The organism is Succinivibrio dextrinosolvens DSM 3072 (assembly GCF_900167015.1).
In the GTDB taxonomy this organism is placed as follows: domain Bacteria; phylum Pseudomonadota; class Gammaproteobacteria; order Enterobacterales; family Succinivibrionaceae; genus Succinivibrio; species Succinivibrio dextrinosolvens.
Genome location: NZ_FUXX01000013.1, coordinates 35,321 through 56,881 on the forward strand (window position 1 = coordinate 35,321; position 21,561 = coordinate 56,881).

Genomic DNA, 21,561 nt, shown 5'->3' on the forward strand with positions numbered 1-21,561 from the left:
TTTTTAATTCTCATACAGTGATACTGAAAGAAAGGACCGGATCATTCGTTATAGACTGTTCTGCACAGGATCAATCCCCTCAGTATCATTTCCAGAGGATCATCTTTCCTATTTTCCAATGATACTTCCCTATTCTCCTGCACATACTGAGGTTTCTTTAATATGGACCTGTAGCCATATTCATACATCTTTTTACGTCTATAGATACATATGCAATCAGGAGCATCTGCATATACTTAAACAGGATCAATTGTAAAAGAGGATCAATCACAGATGCATTTATGCAGGATCAATTAAAGGCAGGATCAAAAAAAATCCCTCAAGGATGGAGCGTCCTCGAGGGAGAGAATGGTCTTAACTAACGTTAAGAACTACAGCAAATTAGGAGAAAAAATTCTTTAAGCGTATCTAACACGACGATCATTTGAGCCAGAATAAATATCGCCAATGCACTCTGGACATACTCTGATCATCATTCCAATCTGATATCCTCTATTCTGTTCCTTATCTAAGACCAGCTCCTCTGATAGAAGCATCAGTCTTACCATACCGTCAGCATCTATTTCTTCAAGAACCAGGCAATAACCTGCTGAACCGGCCTTTGAGTAAACTATTACTACATCTCCCCTTGCAAACTCTACAGCAGGACGATCAAGAGCTAAAAAGTATCTGCTGGTTGGAGCTGCTGGTCTTGTAAACTTCTCGCATGCAACTGCATTAAGTCCAAGATCAAGGGCAAAACTTTCATTCTTTAAAATTTCATATAAACCATCCTGGTAATCAGTCAGAAGATTTGCATCATCTATACAGAACTGACTGTTACTCTCAGGGCGGACAAACAAATCTTCAACGTTGTACCTTGTTTTAAACAGGTAGGACTTACCTTCATCGGTTGTAAGATTGATACTTAACTTTCCGTCATGATAAGTCCATGTACAATCATTCTGAGGGCTAATAACCATCTGTTTTTGCTGTCCTTATTCAGTTTTCTGAAATTTGTAATTCATTTTCATTTTAGCCTATAAACTGAAGAAAATAAACTAAATGAAAAATAAAAAATGTTTTATTTGTCAATAACTGATCTGTCTATCACATTTTCAGTTATTTTTATTTGTAAATGTCAATAGCTTCTAGAGCATTTTTTTCAATGTTTAAATATTACTTAAAAAAAATTATATTAGTCTTATACAGTCATTATTATTATGAGAGTCTGTATTATTATTTATATGATTATTTGTGAATTAGCTTAAACTTATTTGTAAATTAGATTAAATGCAGAATAAAGCAGCAGATAATAATATTTCTATTGGACGTGATTATTAGTTTTAGAAAAAAAGAGAACGTGAAAAACTAAAAAAAGCTTCACTGCCCTCTCAGGTTGTGAAGCTTTCAGAGATTAACATCCGATCAGGATCATCAGATGTTGTTTACGATTGATTTAATGACGTTTGGTCCACGATAAATCAGTGAAGAATAAATCTGAAGTAATGTTGCCCCATCATTCAGTCTTTCACGTGCATTTACTGCATTTGAGATTCCGCCTACACCGATGATAGGGATCTTCTTATCAATAATCTTGGCAGTTCTGCGTAAAGTTTCAGAACTGATACTTCTTAAAGGCTCGCCTGAAAGTCCGCCCCACTCCTGCGCATGCACCATTCCATTGATAATATCTCTTCTGGTGGTGGTATTTGTACAGGTTACGCCGTCAATTCCAAGATCAAGACATACAGCACACAGATTCTCCAAAGCCTCATCTGAAAGATCAGGAGAGAACTTAACAACAAGAGGAACGTATCTGCCTGAGGTTGCACTTATATTCTTCTGCTCTGCCCTGATTGGCTTTAGAAGATTATATAAAGGCTCCTTGGCCTGAAGCTTGGTAAGACCTGGAGTATTTGGGCAGGAAACATTGACGGCAATGTAGTCAGCATAAGGGTAAACCTTACGTAAACAGAACAGATAGTCATCAACAGCGTTTTCCAGAGGTGTGGTTTCGTTTTTACCAATACTTACACCTAAAACGCCGTCATAGGTACGTTTTTTCAGATTCTCTACAAGATAGTCAACGCCCTTATTATTAAATCCCATACGGTTGATGATGCCCTGAGCGCTTGGAATTCTGAACATTCTTGGCTTTGGATTTCCATTCTGAGCCTTTGGAGTTACAGTTCCAACCTCAATATGACCAAAACCTAAGGCACCGAAGAAGTCTACAGCTTCAGCATTTTTATCAAGACCTGCAGCAAGACCTAATGGATTTTTAAACTCCAGTCCCATTGCCTTTACAGGACGATACTCAATATTCTGAGAGAAAATCGGTAACAGTGATTTATTAGAACAGGCTTTAGCGCCTCTTAAAATCAAGTCATGTGCAGTCTCAGGATCAAGCATAAATAAAAATGGACGGATCACTGAAGGATAGAGACTGTAAGGAATGAACTGCATAAGAAATCCTTATATTTAATCAATCTGAATCAGCTTTAAAAACTTGTTTGAGCTTGTTGTCACCAGTTCAAAGGTTCCGTGAATACCATCCTCGGTGGTAAATTTCTTTAAATGATTTGCATCAATATCAATTACCAGACCTTCAAAGGTACGAACACGAACTCTCTGAAAAGCTCCTTTGTAAAGAGACAGTAATGTCTCCTTACTCATTGACAAAGAGAAACGATAGCGATTTTCTCCGTACATATAATCTACTCCTTCAGAGCAGTGCTTACCTTCTCGTAAATTGAACGAGATAATTTAGGCATCTGCATCAGAGAATTCAGGTTATTCAGAATCATTCCCTGACGTTTTTCGTCTAATCTTCTGAAGCTTAAAAGCGGAGTTAGAATTCTGGCAGCAACACTTGGGTTGATGTCATTTAACTCAGTTATCTGCTTGCACAGAAGATCATATCCTTCACCAGAAATATCATTTAAGGCTACAGGGTTTGATAAAGCCAAAGCACCAGTCAGAGCTCTTACTCTGTTTGGATTTCTGCCATCAAAGCTTGGGTGAGACAGAAGCTTCTTAACGTTATCAATTGCACTCTTGTTAGGAACAGTTGCCTGTACTCTGAAGAAATTATCAAAGACTAAAGCGTCTTTTGACCAGTCTTTCTCAAATGACTTCAGAATCTCGCTCTTACAGTCAAGATCAAGATGAACAGCATCAGTCATAGCCTGAAGTTTATCGGTCATGTTCTTAGAACCGTTATAGTGGTTAAAAACAATCTCAGAAGCTTCAGTCTTCTTGTCCATTGCACATTTAGCCACAGCGATCATGTGCAGAGCTAGATTGTTAAGAGCACGTCTTCCCATATCTGTAACACTGTAATTTGAACTTGAAGCCTTAATCTTTCCATAAAGCTGTACAAATTCATTAACCAGAGAAACGGCAACTTTTGTTTCAAGTGCATCATGAGCATATTTGATTGCATCAATGTTGATCTTATCAAATGTCTCCATCAGATTTGCAATACTCTGAATCTTTAGAGTTTCATTTATAAGAATCAGATCACTCTGAGCATCAACACTATCTAAAATTGACTTATATGATGCAATCAGTTCAGCAGGCTCTCTGAGCACGCCCTCTGCAGCGGCAATCTCAAGATTGTCATGAACATAACGGTTCTGCATGGTTGTGGCACAGTCTACCTTGATAAAGGCATCATCACAGAATGACAGCATGTGCTGCAGCTGTTCCATGGTGTATGGAGCATCAAGCTTAACAGGAGCAGAGAAATCACGCAGAATTACAGGGAAGGTGTCCTTATCCAGAGTGAAGCGGTATTCCTGTTCATTCTCATTGAAGATAATAAAGCCGTCAGATGAAAGCTCAGCTGGGTGAACATCATGACCATCCTTATCCAGGAAGCTTAGTCTGATAGGCATGTAGAAAGGCTCTTTCTCTTTCTGATCACGTGTTGGATTGGTATGCTGAGTCAGCTTTAATACCAGATTCTTATTAGCCTCGTCATAGGTCCATGAAGCCTTGACATGAGGGGTTCCTGCCTGTGTATACCAGCGTCTGAACTGAGAAAGATCAACACCAGCACTTTCCTCAAAGCAGCATAGAAAATCTTCAATGGTTACAGCCTGACCGTCAAACTTCCTTAAGTAATCGTTCAGAGCCTTTTTGAACCTGCTCTCGCCGATTAAGGTATGAATCATACGGATAATCTCTGCACCCTTGTCGTAGATTGTTACGGTGTAGAAATTATTCATCTCCATTACTTCCTCTGGTCTTACAGGATGAGCCATTGGAGATGCGTCCTCAGCAAACTGAGGTCCGCGGATCACATTGATTGCATGAAGACGGGTTAATGCCCTGTTGGCAACATCTGATGAGAATTCCTGATCACGGAATACGGTCAGACTTTCCTTTAATGAAAGCTGGAACCAGTCTCGCAGAGTAACTCTGTCACCGGTGTAGTTATGGAAATACTCATGACCGATAACACTTTGAACATTATAGAAGGCTGTATCAGTTGCACATGTTGGATCAACCATTACATATACAGAGTTGAAGACATTCAGTCCCTTGTTCTCCATTGCGCCGAAGTTGAAGAAATCAACAGCAACAACCTTGAAATTATCAAGATCAAACTCAAGTCCCCAGCGGTCTTCATCCCATTTCATTGAATCCTTGATTGACTGCATTGCCCATAGTCCACGATCATATGAGCCTCTGTCAACGTACAGCTCAAGAGCAACCTTACGTCTGGACATTGTGGTAAAGGTATCAGAAACAATATCAAAGGTACCTGCAACCAGAGCAAACAGATAGCTTGGCTTTGGGAACGGATCTTCCCATACGGCATAAGGTCTGTTCTTTCTGGTACCTCTTTCAATCAGATTACCGTTAGATAACAGAACACCACAGCCATACTCTGGTCCGATAATGGTTACTCTGTATTTAGCTAGAACATCAGATCTATCCAGAGAATATGTGATTCTGCGGAAGCCCTCTGGCTCACACTGAGTACAGAAAGTGCCGTTTGACTTGTAAAGTCCCATTAGAGATGAGTTCTCTGATGGATTGATAACATTTTCAAGCTCAACAGTAAATTCATCAGGAACAGATGAAATCTCAATGCCGTTTTTTACGTCTTTATACTTGGCTTCAATACCGTCAACCTTAACATAGTTTAACTTCAGATCTTCTCCGTTTAATACCAGCGGAGCCTTGGTATCAGAGGTTAAACGCTTAAAGGTTGTTACATTCTTTACAATGGTATGTGTATCATCAAGTGTAAAGGTAAGATCAATATCAACTGCAGTAAAATTTGGTGCTTTGTAATCTGTTCTTTTCTGTGCCTTGTAGGTATTACGCTTTTCTGTCATAAATCACCTTAAAAATTATAGAAAAGCCCAACATTGAGCTGGGCTTTATTGAAATTTATTTTGCAGCTGTCTGCGCCACAACACTGTCGCCGTCAGTCTTTTTCTTAATCATATCAGAATAATCTGAGGCAATATTTACAGTCTCAAGAAGAATAGGATCATCAAATTCAAAGTCAGTAGGAAGATCCTTTACAGACTTAACCGGATTCTTACCCATTGCCTTCAGACGAATATTTGTATTCTTAAGCGCATTCTTCTCATCTTCATCAAACAGTTTCTTGCGCTTGTCGAAGTTAACAGTTATAACCTTTCCTTCCTTGAGCTTCAGATAACGCTCTCGCTCGGACTGGATAACGTTGAATACAGGATCCTTTTCAATACGCTGTCTGTACAGCTCTGATAGTCTGTCGACAAACCTGTCAGGATCAGAGTAGCGTACATAATCGGTCTTTGAAATCTTGTCCCACTTCAGAGCATTTGGTTCGTTCTTCTCACCAAGCTCGGTAACATCAATCAGAGTTGGCAGAACAATGTCTGGAGTTACGCCTCTAAGCTGAGTTGAACCGCCGTTGATTCTATAGAATTTGGCGATGGTGTAGTGAATAGAACCAAGATCTGAACCACTTAGATCATAAAGTCTGGTCAGAGGTCTGCTCTGCTGAACAGTGCCCTTTCCATATGAGGTATCACCAACGATCAGTGCTCTTCCGTAATCCTGAAGTGCAGCAGCCATAATCTCAGAGCTTGAAGCAGACAGACGATTGATTAGCACTACAAGAGGACCATCATAGTCAATATTCTGATCTTCATCCTCATAAGGAACTTCATTGGAGTTTACATCGCGTACAAGAACAACCGGACCTGACTTGATAAACTGACCTGTGGTGTATACTGCCTCAGGAAGCAGACCGCCGCCGTTGTTTCTCAGATCAATAATGATTGAATCAACGTTCTGAGCCTTTAGCTTGTCGATCTCGCGCTTTACGTTCAGATGCAGATCTGTGTAGAAGCTTGAAATGGTAATTACACCAACCTTCTTGCCATTGTATGAGTTATAGACCTTTGACTTGGCTTCCTTGTCCTGAAGTCTGATCTTGTCTCTTACAATATCAACATTGAAAGTCTTGGTAGCAGCACCTTCTCCTCTTTCAATCTCAAGAGTAACCTTGGTGCCCTTTCTGCCTTTAATCTGTTTTACGACCTCGGTAAGTCTCCAGCCGATAATATCCTCGAATTTTCCATTCTTCTGCTTAACACCGATAATCTTATCCTTTGGCTTAAGCTGCTTGGATTTTTCTGCAGGAGAACCTGGAAGCAGAGACTCGATAACTGTGTACTCATCTTCCTGAGAAAGCACAGCTCCGATACCTTCTAATGACAGATTCATATCGTCATTGAAGTTTTCTGATTCTACAGGTCCGAAGTAATTGGTGTGAGGATCAATTGCAGTTGCAAAAGCATTCTCAAATACAGAGAAAACATCCTCAGATGTAATCTGAGACAATCTTCTCATAGATGCTATATAACGGTTCTTAAGACGCTTTGTTGCCTCTTTAGGAGTCTTGCCGTTTAAAAGCTGAATCTCATACTCGTTCTTAAGCTCACGCATCCACAGATTCTTAAGCTCAGCCTCTGTTGCTGCATATGAAGCCTTGGTACGATCAAGCTCGATGCTCTCATCTGCCTTCAGATCCAAAGGAGAATCCAGTAAACCAATTAAATAGCTGTACTTTTCGTAACGCTTTTTAATGTTCTGATTATAAAGGTCATATGGATAGTTCAGATAACACTTATCCAGACTGTTTATAATGCCTTTTGTATTAGCATAGATAAGATCAACTTCGCCCTGTGTATAAAGGGAATGGGTGTAATCCAGATAAGACATAAGTCTGTCAATCACATTGGTTGCAAACTTCTCGTCTACATTGACAATCTTATAGTGAGCTCTGGTAAAGAAATTATATATTCTTGAGCAGGCTGTATCATGTCTAGGTTCTGGAAGTAGAACCGGCATTTGCTCTGCTTTAGGAATTGTAAGCTTTGCTTCACAGACACCCAAACTACCTGCAAACATACAGGCAAGTGCTATTTTTGCTAATTTATTCAATTTAATAGTGCCTTACTTTGCCTTTTTTGGAAGTAATACTCTATCTAATGGAAGATTTACAGTAAGACCTGATTTCAGGGTTACGTATACAGTATCCTTAACAGCATCCTGAGCAACAATGCCCTTAACAAAATGCTGTTCTGAGCTTAGAACAAGAACTTCTGTTCCATTCTTTAATGACTCAACGGTTGCCTTGTCGCCTTCAACCTTGAAAGCTTTCTTTGCAGGCTTTGCACCGTTCTTCTTAAAGAACTTCTTGGTAGGATTCTGTTTCTTAGCAGGCTTTGAAGCTTTACGCTTCTGATTGATTTCTTTAATCTTTTCTGCTGCGTACTGTGCATGTTCAGCATTTACGGTATCACCGCACTCGTTACCGTCAAGATCAATTCTTGCGGCACCTTCTTTTACTGAATACAGATACTTCAGACGGGAGGTATACAGACGAAGTGCTGCACGAACCTTTGATACAGACAGACCTTCAATACCTGAAATTCTCTCTTTCAGTTCATCGAAGATACCAATCTTAAGAGGCTTGCAGTCACCTTCTTTTACAAAAGCTTTAGGGAAAGCCTTGTATAGAAGCTCCATTGACTCTTTTACATGTTCAAAATGAGAACCAGTCTCTGCGGTCTTCTCTGCAGCTGATTCGTTAGCATTTTCTACAGGCTGCTGTAGTGCGTTTTCCTGGGTTTCCACAAGAAACTCCTTTTATAGTTATTAAAATGTAATGCAATACTATATTTTAATTTAGATTAAAGGATTTGTGAATTGAAAAATACATAAAGTAGAGCTAATTCAACAATTTTTTGTACTATCAGTCACTCTAACATAGAAAACTTTGAAAAAAATTTGTTGACTGAAAATTAAACTTTACAAGATTGGTATATCACTTCGAGAATTTGGTAGAATTCTTAGATTACACGATTAATAAGAACTAGGAGATATACAAAAATGTCAATGCCTGAACGTTATCATCCAGAGTGTCCGCCTGATGCACACAAGGTTATCAGACCACCAGAGAAGGAAGTTTTTGCTACTCTTTGCGTTTATGTGCCAGACTCTGAAGAGGTTAACGGCATGGATAACGTTACAGATATTCTGTCCATGATGAATAAGAAGCCTCTTATTCTATGTTCAGAGAAAATGAAGGAGCTGATTCTTAAGAATGCAGAACAGGCTGAGATCAAGCCGGAGTTCATTCGTGTACACGATGATCCTTCCAAGGCTTCAATTGCCTACACTGACGGAGCTGTTGGTCCATCTTTAGATTTCTACAACATTGCACAGAACAGTGAGCTTTCAAAGGATTTCCTGCAGCTGCTACAGAAAAAATGCCTGATCTGTCTGGATACATTGTCAATGTTCATCTTAAGATCAATCTCAACTGTATATCCATGGGATGAGCTTCTGGCAAACCAGTTCCTAGGACAGTACACAGCAGCACTAAAAGATCTTACCGATGCAGACATCAAGCTTCTGACTGATGTAAGATACGGCAGATTCGATGCCCTTAAGGTTGAAGAAGAAAGCAAGACTGCATACAAGTTCCTGCGTCTTGAAAGAAAGCTATTCCTTCAGTACCCAACTGAAGACGATTAGTATTCTAAGACGAGAAAAGCATAGGTTTTGGCCTATGCTTTATCATTTATTTCCACGATATATTCTGATCTCTAAGCATCTCTACTTTTCAGATCAAAACCGTATTTTTTGAAATTATTAATCATGGTCTTGGTTAAGGATATGGTTGACTGAATCTCATCGATATTCTCACGTGTAATCCAGAAAGCTTCTGCAAGCTCCCCCTCATCACGGGTAATCTTAGTATCACCATCAACTCTTGCCATAAAACCAAACAGAATATTACTATCAAGTCCCCATGGCTGTGATCCGCAGTAGGTCAGATCCTTAATTTTAAGACCAACCTCCTCCATAGCCTCTCTGTGAGCTGTCTGTTCAGGAGTCTCACCTATCTCGCAGAAGCCAGCAATTAAAGCAACACCTCTGTAAGGGCGATCCTTGTATCTGGTAACTACAATCTTATCCCCGTCAGTAATTCCTACTATTACCGCAGGAGCGATCTTAGGATAGATGATATTACCGCAGTTCGGACAGCACAGTGCTCGCTCGGACTTGGAGTGAGTTGTGAGAGAGCCGCATTTTCCACAGTAACGGTTACTCATATACCAGTTATATAAATGGTAAGCGGTAAAACCAGCAAAGCATTCAATACGAGGATTGTCAGAACGCAGAACAGTATTTCTCTGCCATTCAAAACCTTCAATATTCAGAGCATTGCACGAATCGTTATATAGAAAGTATGCATTCTCATCTATAGAGAAAAGATACGTCAGCTTCTCTTTTGGGAAAGAGAAAGCTCTTGGAAAGGTTAAAGGAGAGTTTTTACCATCTCCTTTTACGTAGACGTCCCTGTCTTTAAAGGCAAGGACGAAATCTGTATCAAGAGGAGCTCTTTTTAATGAAAACTCATTCTTAAAAAGATGATCCCCGATATCCTGTAGCATAAATTATCCTAAAAGATATTTCTCTGCATCCAAAGCTGCCTTACAGCCTTCACCTGCAGATGTAATTGCCTGTCTGTAAACCATATCTGCACAGTCACCTGCAGCAAAAACTCCCTTTACAGAGGTTGCAGTATCACTGCCGAATCCTGTTTTAATATAGCCATTATCAAGCTCAAGCTGGCCTTCAAAAATTGAGGTTGCAGGAGCATGTCCGATGGCAACAAACACACCATCTAAAGCAAGCTCTTTCTTCTGCCCCTTTACATCAAGCTCAACACCGGACAGTTTATTGCCATCACCTTTAAACTCGGTGATCTGAGCATTAAGTATGAACTCAACCTTACCTGAATCCACCATTGAGCGAAGCTTATCAACCATAACCTTTTCAGATCTGAAGCCTTCTCTTCTGTGGATCAGATAAACCTTCTTACACATGTTGGTCAGATATAAAGCTTCAACAAAGGCTGCAGAGCCTCCACCTACAACAGCAACCTCCTTGTTGCGGAAGAAGAAGCCGTCACAGGTTGCACATGCAGAAATACCTTTTCCCTTATAGATTTCCTCGCTAGGAAGTCCTAAATACCTGGCCTTGGCGCCGGTGGCGATAATCACGGTTTTTGTTTTTAAAACATCACCTGATGATAAGGTTACTTCCTTAATCTCCTGAGAAAAATCGACCTTGGTAACTGTATCTGACAGCATCTTTGTTCCTAAGGATACAGCATGCTCCTGAAGTGTCTTCATTAGAGAGAATCCATCTGGAGCATCCTTTCTTCCTGGCCAGTTGCCGATTTCAGGAGTAGTTGTCAGCTGACCGCCAACCTCAGGACCACTCACAAGGACTGGAGAGAGACCGGAACGGCAGGCATAGATTGCAGCAGTCCATCCGGCTGGACCAGAACCGATAATTACGGTATTTAAAACTTCTTGAGTCATATCAGGCTCCTATTAGATCTTTGTAATGCGTTTTTGCGTATTCGATAGCGTAAGGTACCCAAGGTTCATTAAATGAAGACAGGTACTCAAGAGCATCATCAAGCTTGAATGAAGCTAAAAACTCGCAGGCCTTCTTTTCATATGAAATGTGCCATGGTTCATAGCCCATTGAATTCTTTCCTGTATAAGGTCTTTTAAAACCAAACTTATTTAGGGCATTCTTAAGATAAACATCCAGTTTGTAGAAATAACTGCCCTTCTGATACTCTCTTGCGGTAAGCTCCAGCTGCTTGCCTTCAGGCAGGAGATTTGAGGCATAAATGTCGAAATCTGTTCCAAAGTGATGACGAGAAAAACCAGGAATTGCAGAAAATCTTACAATTTCTAAAACCTTCTGCTCATCTGATAATGAAGAGATATCCATAGGCTCTTCATTTTCATCAAGTACAGGTCTTTTACCATTAAATTTGTCATCAAAAATCTTAAACTGCTTATAAAAGCTTCTGTATGCAGATGCAATCTTAATCTCAAAGCCATTATCATAGGCATCCGCAAATAAAGGGCCTAAAGCCTTAACAGCATCTCTGTCACCAAGAAGAACCAGCATTCGCTTTGGATCATCCTTGAAGTTTACAAGCTTGCTGTCATCAAGACCTAAAACCTGTTCTTTTGTAATCAATTATCAAAGGTTCCTTATCTTATAAACAAAGCTAGCTATTACTATATGCCTAATACAAAAATATTTCAGCGAGATGGAAGCAAATTGAAAAAAATTATTTGAAAATGAAAGGAAAGTAACCAGAGGATCAGAAAATCCTCCGGTTTTTTTAAATTACTTGTTCTGTTCTTTCAGAAGATCTCTGATTTCACGTAGAAGCTGTACATCTGCAGGATCAGCAGGAGCTTCAGCAGGATTCTCTTCCTCTTTGATGATACGGTTCTTAAGGTTAATGATAAGCTTAATGGTCAGGAAGATTGCAAAGGCAATGATCAGAAAATCAAGAACGTTCTGCAGGAAAACACCATAGGTCAGAACGATTTCAGGTGAAGTATCAGTCTTATCCTGAAGTGTTACAGCCAGATCCTTAAGATCAATGTTGCCAACAAATAGACCAACCAGAGGCATGATTACATCAGCAACCAGTGATGAAACAATCTTACCGAATGCAGTACCGATTACCACACCGATTGCCATGTCCATTACATTACCTTTAACAGCGAACTCTCTGAATTCCTTGAAAAAGGACTTGCCTGTTGAAACAATGTCTTTCATATATACTCCTTAAATTACATTTAGTTATTTTCAAATTTATATCGAGTCTTGGCCTTATATTCGATAATCTTGATATCAAAATCGACATAGCCATCCTTATAGGTATCCTCGATAATCTGTTTTACCTTGGATGCCTCATCCTCATCCTGATAGTAACGAGACCAGGTCTTGGCATTACCGCCGTCAAACCTGAAGCCTCTTTCTTTAAGATTATCCTTGAATTTAAAGGTATTGCCTCTGATTACAACTCTATAGCTGCAGCTTAGAGCAGAACCGATAAGTTCACTGAAGGCTACAGGAACCTTATACATGATCCATAAAAGAGCAAGACAGTCCACATATGCTCGGTGAGCATCATAGAAATACCCAAGCACCAGATTTATGAACTCAAGCTTGGCACTTGAATATCCAAGCTTCTTCCATGGGATTTCCTTTAGAGAACAGGCCCATGACAGAGTAGACAGAGATTTGAAGCGTTTTTCAAAGAAAGGACGATCAAATGCAGCGTTATGAGCAACAACAAGAGGTCTTCCTGTCAGGAATCTGGCAACCATCTCATCATCAAAATGATGACCTGCAACCATCTCATCAGTAATATGAGTCAGCTCAGTGATTTCAGGAGGAATTGGTTCATTAGGATCTTCAAACTCGTCGTAGTATCTGTCTACTGTTAACAGAAGCTTTCTGTCTAAAGAAAAGGTTGCCTTAACCATTCCAAGCTCAATGATCTTGTTCTTCATCGGATCCATTCCAGTTGTTTCTGTATCAAGAAAAACCACGGAATATACCTTCTCATTCGGAAGAGGATCATTTAGAACAATTGGAAAATGAGTATCTACACCTGAAATAGTCAGGGGAATTTTCTCAAGTAAACGATAATTTTCAGGATGCGCAGTGATCCTTTCAATCATGTTCAGAGGGAAAGAATTTGTATCTTGCATGAATATCTGTTTCTATCTTTAAATACCGTATTCTTCGCGGATTTTAGAAAAAAATCTACTTAATTATTTGTATTATATCCAATTTAATCTTTATGTTACGTTTTTTTGCAAATAATATGATCAAAAAGCAAACATTTATTTTTATATAAATATGCCCTGTTTTTATACATTATTTTCCTGTTGATTTATAAAGAAAATTATCTACATTTTGCTTATTTTTGGTGCAAACATTAATGTTAAAAATAATTACCTATTTTAATACGTTAATGAATATGTTTACATATAAACAAATCGATAGAATTAACAAGGAATGACAATATGAAATATTACAAGTCTGCAATCGATCTGATTGGCAATACACCTCTGGTTGAGCTGTCAAATCTACAGAAAAAATTTAATCTGAAGGCACGAGTCTTCGCAAAATTTGAAGCTCTCAATCCATCAGGCTCAGTAAAGGACAGAGCTGCTCTTTATATGATCAAAGAAGCTCTTGCCTCAGGAAAGATCAACAAGGATACAAAGATCTATGAGCCAACATCCGGAAATACCGGTATAGGTCTTGCTCTTGTATGTGCAAATCTTGGTCTTGATGTTACCCTGGTTCTGCCAGAAACCATGTCTGTTGAAAGAAGAAACATTCTTAGAGCCTACGGTGCAAAACTGGTACTGACAGAAGGTGCCAAGGGCATGAAGGGTGCAATTGAAAAGGCAACTGAACTTGCAGCAGCATCTGACAATACCTTTATTCCTCAGCAGTTTGAAAATGAAGCTAATGTTAAGGCTCACTATGAGACTACCGGCCCTGAGATCTGGAATGATACCGACGGCAAGGTTGATATTTTCGTAGCCTCTGTCGGTTCAGGCGGAACTGTAAGTGGAACCGGAAAATACCTCAAAGAAAAGAACAGCAGCATCAGAGTATACGGTGTTGAAGCTGCAGCTTCCCCTGTTTTAAACGGAGGTAATGCCGGTCCTCACAAGATTCAGGGTATTTCCGCAGGATTCATTCCTAAGATTTACGACAAATCTGTTGTAGACGAGGTTATCGATATTACTGATGAGGAAGCTTTTGACAACGGCAGAACTCTTGCCCAGTCTGAAGGTCTTTTCATTGGTATTTCATCTGGCGCAGCCATCAGTGCAGCAATCAAGCTTGCTCAGAAGGATGAGAATAAGGACAAGATTATTGTTGTTATTCTTCCAGACAGCGGTGACAGATATCTTTCAACAGCACTATATCATCAGGACTAACTATCATGATTTTTAATACATCACGAATCCATGCGGCAGCTGCGACTGCCCTTGCAAAGGTTAGCGGAAAAGGCAGAGCCCTGACTGCAGTCTTTTATATCGGAGCCCTGATTATAGGTGCTCTAATCGGTTTTGCAGGTAATGCAGATGTAAATGCGGTTATGGACTTTATTGCCACCGTATTCACAAGACTGTTCAGCTTTATTGCAGTTCCAATCATTGCAGTATCACTGATCTCTACTCTTGCAAATCTGTCCCGTAATTCAAAGGGTGGAACCATCTTTATTCATACTATCTTCTACACTCTTCTGACAACTATTCTGGCAGCAGTTTTAGGTGCAGTACTGTTTTCAGTCATCACACCAGCAAACGTTCCTGCTGCAATGACAGAAGGTGCTGCAGATGTTGTCTCAAAATATGAATCTCTATCTTATCTTGAGCATATCCAGAACATTATTCCAAATAATCTTCTACAGCCATTTGTAGCAGGTAATGTGCTTTCAATTCTGATGGTTGCCGCAGCCTTTGGTTTAGGTATTGCCTCAATGAAGGAAAGCAAGAATAAGGATGCGCTTATTTCTGTAATTACAGGATTTCAGGAACTGTTATTCATCCTGATCCACTGGTTAATCAGAATTCTGCCAATCGGTATCATGGCATTCACAGCTCAGCTTGTAACTCAGCTTGAAGCAGGAATTATCCTAGGCGGTCTTGCTACCTATTTTGGTGTAGTAATCAGCTCTAATTTAATTCAGATGTTCGTAATTCTTCCTCTGATTCTGCTGATTAAGGGACTAAATCCTCTGAAGATTGCTCGCGGCATGCTACCTGCTCTTGCAGTTGCATTATTCTCCAAGTCATCAGCAGGTACCCTGCCTGTTACCATGGCGGCAGCTGAGGATAATCTTCATGTAGACAGAAGAGTTTCAAGATTCGTTCTTCCAATCTGCACCACTATCAATATGAACGGCTGCGCTGCATTTATTCTGATCACTTCAGTATATCTGCTGCAGAATGCTGGTATTGAAATCGGCTTTAGCACCCTGACTGCCTGGGTATTTATTGCAACCTTTGCCGCAGTTGGCAACGCTGGTGTTCCTATGGGATGCTACTTCCTAACCCTGTCTCTGGTTTCATCAATGAACATTCCTGTATCACTGATGGGTGTTATTCTGCCTGTATATGCAGTAATTGATATGATTGAGACGTCACTGAACGTATGGTCTGACTCATGTGTTGCAAACATTGTGAATAAGACTATGAAGGACAAGCTTCCAGCAGAAGCTTAGTTTTAGAAGATTTCAACACTAAGGCCAGATCACTATCTGGTCTTTTTTTATCTGAACAAACATTATTCAATTTTTTCTATTCGAAAATATCCAAAGTCTTTGGTTAATTTCGAATAGGAATTAAAAATCACTTATAAATTAAATAGTTAAGAAATATTCAGTGAGCTAGTTTAGAAGCTTGGATTTGATACCATGAGATACATGCTTTCGTCCAAGGATCTCCCCCTTCATGGATGGGAACCACTCTTTTTTAGGCTTTGCCGCAATCAGATCATCAACAGAAATAAACAGTCTTGAATTAACATCATTAGGGGCAACTGTCCCCTTGGTGAAGATAAATTCAATCCCGTCAGGCAGCAATACATAGTTTCTTGGATCAACCTCGATCTGCGCCTTAATTACGTAAAGATTCTTATAGCCGTATTCCTTGAATTTATTGTAGACAAGATTGGAACAGGTCATGGCTGCAAGAGTAGGATCTTCAAAGAGGTCTTCAAAATGGACAAATTTCTTGGTTTCAAGATTAAAGTTGAAAACATCAGTCAGAGTAGCCTTCTGATCTAAAAACTCCTGTTTTACGAGCACAACCGCACACATGAAACCAAGCTCTTTAATCACACGAAAATCAAAGGAAACATCCTGATAGGCAATATCTCTCTGAATAAAAAGATCACTGTTCTCATCTTCAAAATCGAGATTATCAGTAATGTAACCAATATAATCGTGCTCAAACTTACTGACGTAGAAATTCTTGAAGAAACCGCAGGTTCTGGAATAGGCTTCATTCTTACACAGTGCTGGAAGATGAAAGGTTGACTGAGTGTAGGACATTTCAACAACCTCATCATAGGTACTGGTGTCAAAAATAATGTCCTTTGACTCAGGCTTATCCATTTTTTCTGGAAGTGTATTGGCAAATGCGCCTGAAGTTAATAACAGTGTCAGTAATAGTGACTTAACAAATAAACTCATTTAATTGAAGCCTTATCATTCTTTTGAATTTCTACTATCTCTGATTTTACTCTGCCATCAGAAAGCATTGTAGTAATTATGTCTCCCTTTTTTAAGGAATCTATATCTACAGCGTGATCGTTATTATCAAAGGTTATCGAATATCCGCGATTTAAGATATACAGAGGATTTAATGACGACAGTCTGGTAACCTGCTTTATGTATTCCTGATTCAGTCGATTAAGCCTGTCTTCAACATCTGAGGATTGAATGTCATTCACAAGAGCTTTGAGCCTGTCCTTTAACAGATTTATCTTTTTATCAATCAGGCTGTTAAAGGAAAGAACTCTATGCTCATAATTAAGCCTCTCAGATACATCAAACAGCTGACGATCAAGAGCTGAATTCATTCTTATAAGACAGTTCTTAACCTTTGACGATTCCTGCTCAAGATAATAGGAAGGCTCAAAAACAGAAAGCCTTTCCTTTAAGGAATTCAGCCTGTGCTCGTACTCTGAAACGGTATTTGCCGATGCAGAATCCAGTCTGTTTATGAGTAAATCAACCTGCTTTGAAATGTTATCCACATAAAGCTGAGGAGATGAATTCTTCAGTCTGCTGCACAGATGATCAAAATTCATACACTCATAATCATAGATTCTGAAAATGGCATCTGACATTTTTTTTACATACTGCTCAACTGAATTATAAAGATCACTTCTTAATACAGAGGAGACAAATTCAGCAGCTCTGGTTGGAGTTGCAGCACGCATATCTGCGGCAAAATCTGTAAAGGCATAATCAGCCTCATGGCCAACCGCAGAAATAATAGGGATCGGACATTTAGCAACAGCCTTTACCAGCTCCTCATCAAAGAAAGCAAGGAGATCTTCAAAAGAACCGCCACCTCGTCCTATGATGATAACGTCACACTGATTGTGCTCAATAGCAAGATTAAGAGCACTCAAAAGTGACTGTGGAGCACTTGCACCCTGAACAAGTGATGGATAAAGAATAATATTGATAAGAGGATTTCTATGCTCTATTGTTTTAATAATATCCCCGATTGCCCTGCCGTCAGCTGAAGTTACAACACCTACAGTATTAACAAATCTTGGAATACAGCGCTTTTCACGTGAGAAATATCCCTCTGACTCAAGCTTTCTTTTAAGCTCATTGAGTCGTTCCATGATAGACCCCAATCCGAGTTTTCTCATGGAATGAGCAATAAATTTAAACTGTCCGTTTTTGGTAAAGAGACTGATACTACCGTTTAACTCTACTTTATCTCCGGCTTTTGGTTCAAAGGACATTCTCTGTCTGTAACTTTGCCACATTACACAGTCCAGAGTAGAACCGTCATTAGAATCCTTTAGCTTAAAGTAAATGTGATTGTAGCTTTTTATCTCTGAAATTTCGCCATAGATTACGAATGGACCTAGAGTCTTAAAGAAAGAATCAGTCTGATGTAAAAACTCAGATACACTCCATGAGCCTTCTGATGGTCTTTCTTCCAGAGAATCAATCATAGAAATATTTTGAACAGATGAGCTTTGATCCGCACTATCAAGCAAAGACTCATCGAATAATTGTGGCATAAAAATCTCCTTACAGGAGAATTGTATCAAAAGACAAAGAAGTGAACTAGAAAAAGACCAGAAAAGGAAGAATCTTGTCGACTAATAGAGTAAACAGAATTACATAATGCACCAAAAGAAAAGCTTATTATACATCCTTGATTTATATGCTATCCGCAAAGCTCTTTTTTACAAATAATGTTTAATAACAATACGTTAAAAATGTAAAAGACAAAATTTTTTTTAAATATTTTGTTGACATAAAAAAATAATCCCTTATAATGGCACACATCGGATGCGGGAATAGCTCAGTTGGTAGAGCATAACCTTGCCATGGTTAGGGTCGCGAGTTCGAACCTCGTTTCCCGCTCCAATGTTGATGGCGCGTTAGTAAAGCGGTTATACATCGGATTGCAAATCCGCGAAGTCCAGTTCGACTCTGGAACGCGCCTCCACTAAATGCCCAGGTGGTGAAATTGGTAGACACAAGGGACTTAAAATCCCTCGGAACTTATACTTCCGTGTCGGTTCGACTCCGACCCCGGGCACCACTTCCCAAGTGATGCACTTTAGTAAAAATCAACATTCTCTCTTATTGCCCAGGTGGTGAAATTGGTAGACACAAGGGACTTAAAATCCCTCGGAACTTATACTTCCGTGTCGGTTCGACTCCGACCCCGGGCACCACTTTCGATATTCTTATTTCCAACCAACCTCAAAAAAACAATTTTTTCATGAATTGTGTACTATTTGCATGTTCACCAAATTGAAATTTTCTCAAAACAGAATTTAATAAAACTTTCGTGAATGTTCTTTTAGTAGCATTCTATTTTGATCATATGGCAGCACTCTAAAATTATTACTTTTTATACCAATATACTAGATTGTTTAAACAGAATAATAAATTCATACTAGTATACTAGTGAAAAATCACAAAATTAAGAAAGACGAATACGCTTGTTAATAGTCAAAAGCGATGTATTAACAGATAGATCTATCGACAAAACAAATATAAAAAGAATAAGTAAAGATTTGAATCTGGAGAGGGAAACGAGGTTCGAACTCGCGACCCTAACCATGGCAAGGTTATGCTCTACCAACTGAGCTATTCCCGCACTCCGATTTAGAGAAGGAGTCATAAAGTACATTGGAGCGGAAAACGAGGTTCGAACTCGCGACCCTAACCATGGCAAGGTTATGCTCTACCAACTGAGCTATTCCCGCATTCAATATATTCTTTATAACAAATTTTAGATGGAGCGGGAAACGAGGTTCGAACTCGCGACCCTAACCATGGCAAGGTTATGCTCTACCAACTGAGCTATTCCCGCATCCAATGTGTGCCATTATACAGATCTAATAACTCAAATCAAGCGATTTTTTTAATTAAATTCAAAGCAATCCAAAAAAAAAGCAAATATAAGCCATTCCTTTTATACGGCAAATTTTTGCCGTCAAATAAATCTTACAAAATAAAATATATTATTCAGATTTATTTTTTATTTTTATATTTCAATAAGATACTCTAAATTTTTCTCTCTTCTCAACAAGATGGCATACAAATTTCATAAGGAATTACACAAATTAAAAAGGCAATATAAATTGTCAAAATAGGAGAGAAAAAAAATGGCTTTGTATGTTACTACTAATGTATCGTCTTTGAATTCGCAAAGACGACTTTCAAGTGCTACAAAATCACTTGATACTACCTACCAGCGTTTATCTTCAGGTTTAAGAATCAACTCAGCTCGTGATGATGCTGCAGGCTTACAGATCTCAAACCGTTTAACCAACCAGATCAATGGTCTAAAACAGGGTAACCGTAATGCAAACGACGGTATCGCTCTGTGTCAGACTATGGAAGGTGCGCTGGACGAAACAACCTACATGCTGCAGCGTATTCGTACCCTGGCAATTCAGGCAGCTAACGGTACCAATACCCAGATTGATAGAGATTCTATCCAGCAGGAAATCACTCAGCTTTCAGCTGAAATTACAAGAATTGCATGTAAGACCTTCTTCGCTGGAAGACAGTGTCTGGCAGGTGTAGACGGAGCCCACAAGGGTGGTGTTCTGGATCAGTCAGGTAAAGTTACATTCCAGGTAGGTGCTTACGCATTTGATACTCTGTCTGTATCAATGTCAGCAGGTTTCACTCTTTCGGGAATCTACTCCTTATATTTGAAGACAAATGGAGGAGAAGAAATTAGTAAAGAGAAGACTAAAACCGATATCTGCTCCAACGGTCTATACATAAACGCAGCAGGATTCTACGAATTCAACTGTTATACCCAGGATAATGCTGAATATACCATTCAGTCAATTGATAACCTAATCAATATTGTTGATAGTAAGAGAGCTGAGCTTGGTGCTATACAGAACCGTATGGAATCAACCATCCGCAACCAGGAAAACGTCGCCGAAAACGTAAGTGACGCACGTTCACGTATCCGTGATGCCGATTATGCTGAAGAATCAGCAAATCTGGCTGCTCAGAATATTCTGCAGCAGGCATCAACAACTGTTCTAACTCAGGCTAACCAGAGACCATCAATTGCGATGAGTCTGCTATCTGGAGGCTAATAAAAGAATTACAAAACCGTAAAAGGTTTCTCTCCTGAGCATTATGCTCATTGGCCGGGCAGGCATCTTCCCGGCCCTTTTTTTTATTCTAGCGCCCAAAAGATTAGAAATCTCTAATCAGAACCGTCAAAAAATGGCATAACAATCGAAAAGTCAGAGAAAAAACAGATCGGCAAAAAATTGCCGTTTCCGTCCTCTATATTAATGTATTGCTTTGCCGCTTCTGCCCTACTCATTAATTATTCAGTCATTTTTCTTATTAATCAAGATGTTATATATATTGCCATTTTATTAATCAAAAGTTGGCACAGATATTTCATGTATACATGTACCTTTAAGAGTTTTTTCTTTTTGGAGAGAAATAAGAAAAAAACGAGAGCCTCTTAAAGCGAATATCTAACACCAATTTTTGGGTTATTAGGGGAGAAATAAAAATGGCTCTATATGTTCCTACAAATACGTCTTCGATTAATGCTCAAAGACGTTTAAATGCGGCAACTAAATCGCTGGATACAACTTATCAGCATTTAGCTTCTGGTCTTCGAATCAACTCTGCTCGTGATGATGCTGCTGGTTTGCAGATTTCTGACCGACTCACCTCTCAGATTAATGGTCTGAAGCAAGGTAACCGTAACGCCAATGACGGTATCGCTCTGTGCCAGACTATGGAAGGTGCGCTGGATGAAACCACAAACATGCTTCAGCGTATTCGTACCTTAGCTATTCAGGCAGCAAACGGTACCAATACTTCAATTGACAGAAAGTCAATTCAGCAGGAAGTTGAGGCTTTATCACAGG

The 21,561-nt window shown here is 39.4% G+C and carries 18 protein-coding genes and 7 tRNA genes; 9 read left to right on the forward strand and 16 right to left on the reverse strand.

Annotated features, from left to right (window positions below):
- Positions 1-398: 398 nt before the first annotated feature.
- The 6 genes from B5D46_RS05170 to proQ form a co-directional block, all read right to left on the reverse strand.
- Entirely contained in the window at positions 399-962 is a 564-nt protein-coding gene (locus B5D46_RS05170) for a cell division protein ZapC domain-containing protein (protein ID WP_078928547.1), read from the reverse strand.
- A gap of 454 nt (positions 963-1,416) precedes the next feature.
- Positions 1,417-2,448 (reverse strand): quinone-dependent dihydroorotate dehydrogenase, encoded by a 1,032-nt coding sequence (pyrD, locus tag B5D46_RS05175; RefSeq protein WP_078928548.1) that lies wholly within the window; start codon positions 2,446-2,448, stop codon positions 1,417-1,419.
- Between the two features lie 15 nt (positions 2,449-2,463).
- Entirely contained in the window at positions 2,464-2,694 is a 231-nt protein-coding gene (locus B5D46_RS05180) for a DUF2835 family protein (RefSeq protein WP_078928549.1), read from the reverse strand.
- A gap of 5 nt (positions 2,695-2,699) precedes the next feature.
- The gene (gene pepN, locus B5D46_RS05185) at positions 2,700-5,333 is read right to left on the reverse strand and encodes an aminopeptidase N (protein ID WP_078928550.1); all 2,634 of its coding nucleotides are present in this window, start codon (positions 5,331-5,333) and stop codon (positions 2,700-2,702) included.
- A gap of 55 nt (positions 5,334-5,388) precedes the next feature.
- Positions 5,389-7,440: a carboxy terminal-processing peptidase gene (locus tag B5D46_RS05190; protein WP_078928551.1), complete on the reverse strand. Its 2,052-nt coding sequence runs from the start codon at positions 7,438-7,440 to the stop codon at positions 5,389-5,391.
- A gap of 12 nt (positions 7,441-7,452) precedes the next feature.
- The gene (gene proQ / locus B5D46_RS05195) at positions 7,453-8,136 is read right to left on the reverse strand and encodes an RNA chaperone ProQ (protein WP_078928552.1); all 684 of its coding nucleotides are present in this window, start codon (positions 8,134-8,136) and stop codon (positions 7,453-7,455) included.
- Between the two features lie 255 nt (positions 8,137-8,391).
- On the opposite strand from proQ, the gene B5D46_RS05200 reads away from it, so the two are divergent.
- Positions 8,392-9,039 (forward strand): hypothetical protein, encoded by a 648-nt coding sequence (locus B5D46_RS05200; protein ID WP_078928553.1) that lies wholly within the window; start codon positions 8,392-8,394, stop codon positions 9,037-9,039.
- A gap of 71 nt (positions 9,040-9,110) precedes the next feature.
- Here the strand turns inward: B5D46_RS05200 and nudC are convergent, their stop codons facing one another.
- The 5 genes from nudC to B5D46_RS05225 form a co-directional block, all read right to left on the reverse strand.
- Positions 9,111-9,962, reverse strand: a complete 852-nt coding sequence (nudC, locus tag B5D46_RS05205; protein WP_078928554.1) for an NAD(+) diphosphatase — start codon at positions 9,960-9,962, stop codon at positions 9,111-9,113.
- 3 nt (positions 9,963-9,965) lie between these two features.
- Positions 9,966-10,898 (reverse strand): thioredoxin-disulfide reductase, encoded by a 933-nt coding sequence (gene trxB, locus B5D46_RS05210; protein WP_078928555.1) that lies wholly within the window; start codon positions 10,896-10,898, stop codon positions 9,966-9,968.
- 1 nt (position 10,899) lies between these two features.
- Positions 10,900-11,577, reverse strand: coding sequence for a M15 family metallopeptidase (locus B5D46_RS05215; protein WP_051639667.1), 678 nt, complete (start codon positions 11,575-11,577; stop codon positions 10,900-10,902).
- A 153-nt stretch (positions 11,578-11,730) separates the two neighbouring features.
- Complete coding sequence (mscL, locus tag B5D46_RS05220; protein ID WP_078928556.1) at positions 11,731-12,171, reverse strand: large-conductance mechanosensitive channel protein MscL; 441 nt, start codon at positions 12,169-12,171, stop codon at positions 11,731-11,733.
- Positions 12,172-12,191: 20 nt separating this feature from the next.
- On the reverse strand, positions 12,192-13,112 hold the full coding sequence (locus B5D46_RS05225) for a 3'-5' exonuclease (protein WP_078928557.1): 921 nt from the start codon (positions 13,110-13,112) through the stop codon (positions 12,192-12,194).
- Between the two features lie 318 nt (positions 13,113-13,430).
- On the opposite strand from B5D46_RS05225, the gene cysK reads away from it, so the two are divergent.
- Positions 13,431-14,363, forward strand: a complete 933-nt coding sequence (gene cysK / locus B5D46_RS05230) for a cysteine synthase A (protein WP_078928558.1) — start codon at positions 13,431-13,433, stop codon at positions 14,361-14,363.
- A 5-nt stretch (positions 14,364-14,368) separates the two neighbouring features.
- Positions 14,369-15,652, forward strand: coding sequence for a dicarboxylate/amino acid:cation symporter (locus B5D46_RS05235; RefSeq protein ID WP_078928559.1), 1,284 nt, complete (start codon positions 14,369-14,371; stop codon positions 15,650-15,652).
- Between the two features lie 165 nt (positions 15,653-15,817).
- On the opposite strand, the gene B5D46_RS05240 is transcribed toward B5D46_RS05235, so the two are convergent.
- Complete coding sequence (locus tag B5D46_RS05240; RefSeq protein WP_078928560.1) at positions 15,818-16,624, reverse strand: hypothetical protein; 807 nt, start codon at positions 16,622-16,624, stop codon at positions 15,818-15,820.
- The gene (gene xseA / locus B5D46_RS05245) at positions 16,621-18,201 is read right to left on the reverse strand and encodes an exodeoxyribonuclease VII large subunit (RefSeq protein WP_078928561.1); all 1,581 of its coding nucleotides are present in this window, start codon (positions 18,199-18,201) and stop codon (positions 16,621-16,623) included. Before xseA ends, B5D46_RS05240 begins: the two co-directional genes overlap by 4 nt.
- Positions 18,202-18,477: 276 nt before the next feature.
- Between xseA and B5D46_RS05250 the strand changes: the two genes are divergently transcribed.
- From B5D46_RS05250 to B5D46_RS05265, 4 genes are all read left to right on the forward strand, one after another.
- Positions 18,478-18,553, forward strand: a tRNA-Gly gene (locus B5D46_RS05250).
- Positions 18,554-18,561: 8 nt separating this feature from the next.
- A tRNA-Cys gene (locus B5D46_RS05255) sits at positions 18,562-18,635 on the forward strand.
- Positions 18,636-18,641: 6 nt separating this feature from the next.
- Positions 18,642-18,731 (forward strand) — tRNA-Leu (locus tag B5D46_RS05260).
- Positions 18,732-18,777: 46 nt separating this feature from the next.
- Positions 18,778-18,867, forward strand: a tRNA-Leu gene (locus tag B5D46_RS05265).
- A 352-nt stretch (positions 18,868-19,219) separates the two neighbouring features.
- Here the strand turns inward: B5D46_RS05265 and B5D46_RS05270 are convergent.
- The 3 genes from B5D46_RS05270 to B5D46_RS05280 form a co-directional block, all read right to left on the reverse strand.
- A tRNA-Gly gene (locus tag B5D46_RS05270) sits at positions 19,220-19,295 on the reverse strand.
- Between the two features lie 33 nt (positions 19,296-19,328).
- A tRNA-Gly gene (locus B5D46_RS05275) sits at positions 19,329-19,404 on the reverse strand.
- A 31-nt stretch (positions 19,405-19,435) separates the two neighbouring features.
- Positions 19,436-19,511 (reverse strand) — tRNA-Gly (locus tag B5D46_RS05280).
- Between the two features lie 295 nt (positions 19,512-19,806).
- Here B5D46_RS05280 and B5D46_RS05285 point away from each other — a divergent pair.
- Both B5D46_RS05285 and B5D46_RS05290 read left to right on the forward strand, forming a co-directional pair.
- Positions 19,807-20,763, forward strand: a complete 957-nt coding sequence (locus tag B5D46_RS05285; protein ID WP_078928562.1) for a flagellin N-terminal helical domain-containing protein — start codon at positions 19,807-19,809, stop codon at positions 20,761-20,763.
- Between the two features lie 434 nt (positions 20,764-21,197).
- Positions 21,198-21,561: flagellin N-terminal helical domain-containing protein (locus tag B5D46_RS05290; RefSeq protein ID WP_459551246.1), on the forward strand; the 364-nt coding region annotated here is incomplete at its 3' end.

Bases quoted from the DNA above. Each gene is read 5' to 3' on its own strand.
- B5D46_RS05170 (WP_078928547.1), bottom strand. From the start codon at position 962: ATGGTTATTAGCCCTCAGAATGATTGTACATGGACTTATCATGACGGA.
- pyrD (WP_078928548.1), bottom strand. From the start codon at position 2,448: ATGCAGTTCATTCCTTACAGTCTCTATCCTTCAGTGATCCGTCCATTT.
- B5D46_RS05180 (WP_078928549.1), bottom strand. From the start codon at position 2,694: ATGTACGGAGAAAATCGCTATCGTTTCTCTTTGTCAATGAGTAAGGAG.
- pepN (WP_078928550.1), bottom strand. From the start codon at position 5,333: ATGACAGAAAAGCGTAATACCTACAAGGCACAGAAAAGAACAGATTAC.
- B5D46_RS05200 (WP_078928553.1), top strand. From the start codon at position 8,392: ATGTCAATGCCTGAACGTTATCATCCAGAGTGTCCGCCTGATGCACAC.
- nudC (WP_078928554.1), bottom strand. From the start codon at position 9,962: ATGCTACAGGATATCGGGGATCATCTTTTTAAGAATGAGTTTTCATTA.
- trxB (WP_078928555.1), bottom strand. From the start codon at position 10,898: ATGACTCAAGAAGTTTTAAATACCGTAATTATCGGTTCTGGTCCAGCC.
- mscL (WP_078928556.1), bottom strand. From the start codon at position 12,171: ATGAAAGACATTGTTTCAACAGGCAAGTCCTTTTTCAAGGAATTCAGA.
- B5D46_RS05225 (WP_078928557.1), bottom strand. From the start codon at position 13,112: ATGCAAGATACAAATTCTTTCCCTCTGAACATGATTGAAAGGATCACT.
- cysK (WP_078928558.1), top strand. From the start codon at position 13,431: ATGAAATATTACAAGTCTGCAATCGATCTGATTGGCAATACACCTCTG.
- B5D46_RS05235 (WP_078928559.1), top strand. From the start codon at position 14,369: ATGATTTTTAATACATCACGAATCCATGCGGCAGCTGCGACTGCCCTT.
- B5D46_RS05240 (WP_078928560.1), bottom strand. From the start codon at position 16,624: ATGAGTTTATTTGTTAAGTCACTATTACTGACACTGTTATTAACTTCA.
- xseA (WP_078928561.1), bottom strand. From the start codon at position 18,201: ATGCCACAATTATTCGATGAGTCTTTGCTTGATAGTGCGGATCAAAGC.
- B5D46_RS05285 (WP_078928562.1), top strand. From the start codon at position 19,807: ATGGCTTTGTATGTTACTACTAATGTATCGTCTTTGAATTCGCAAAGA.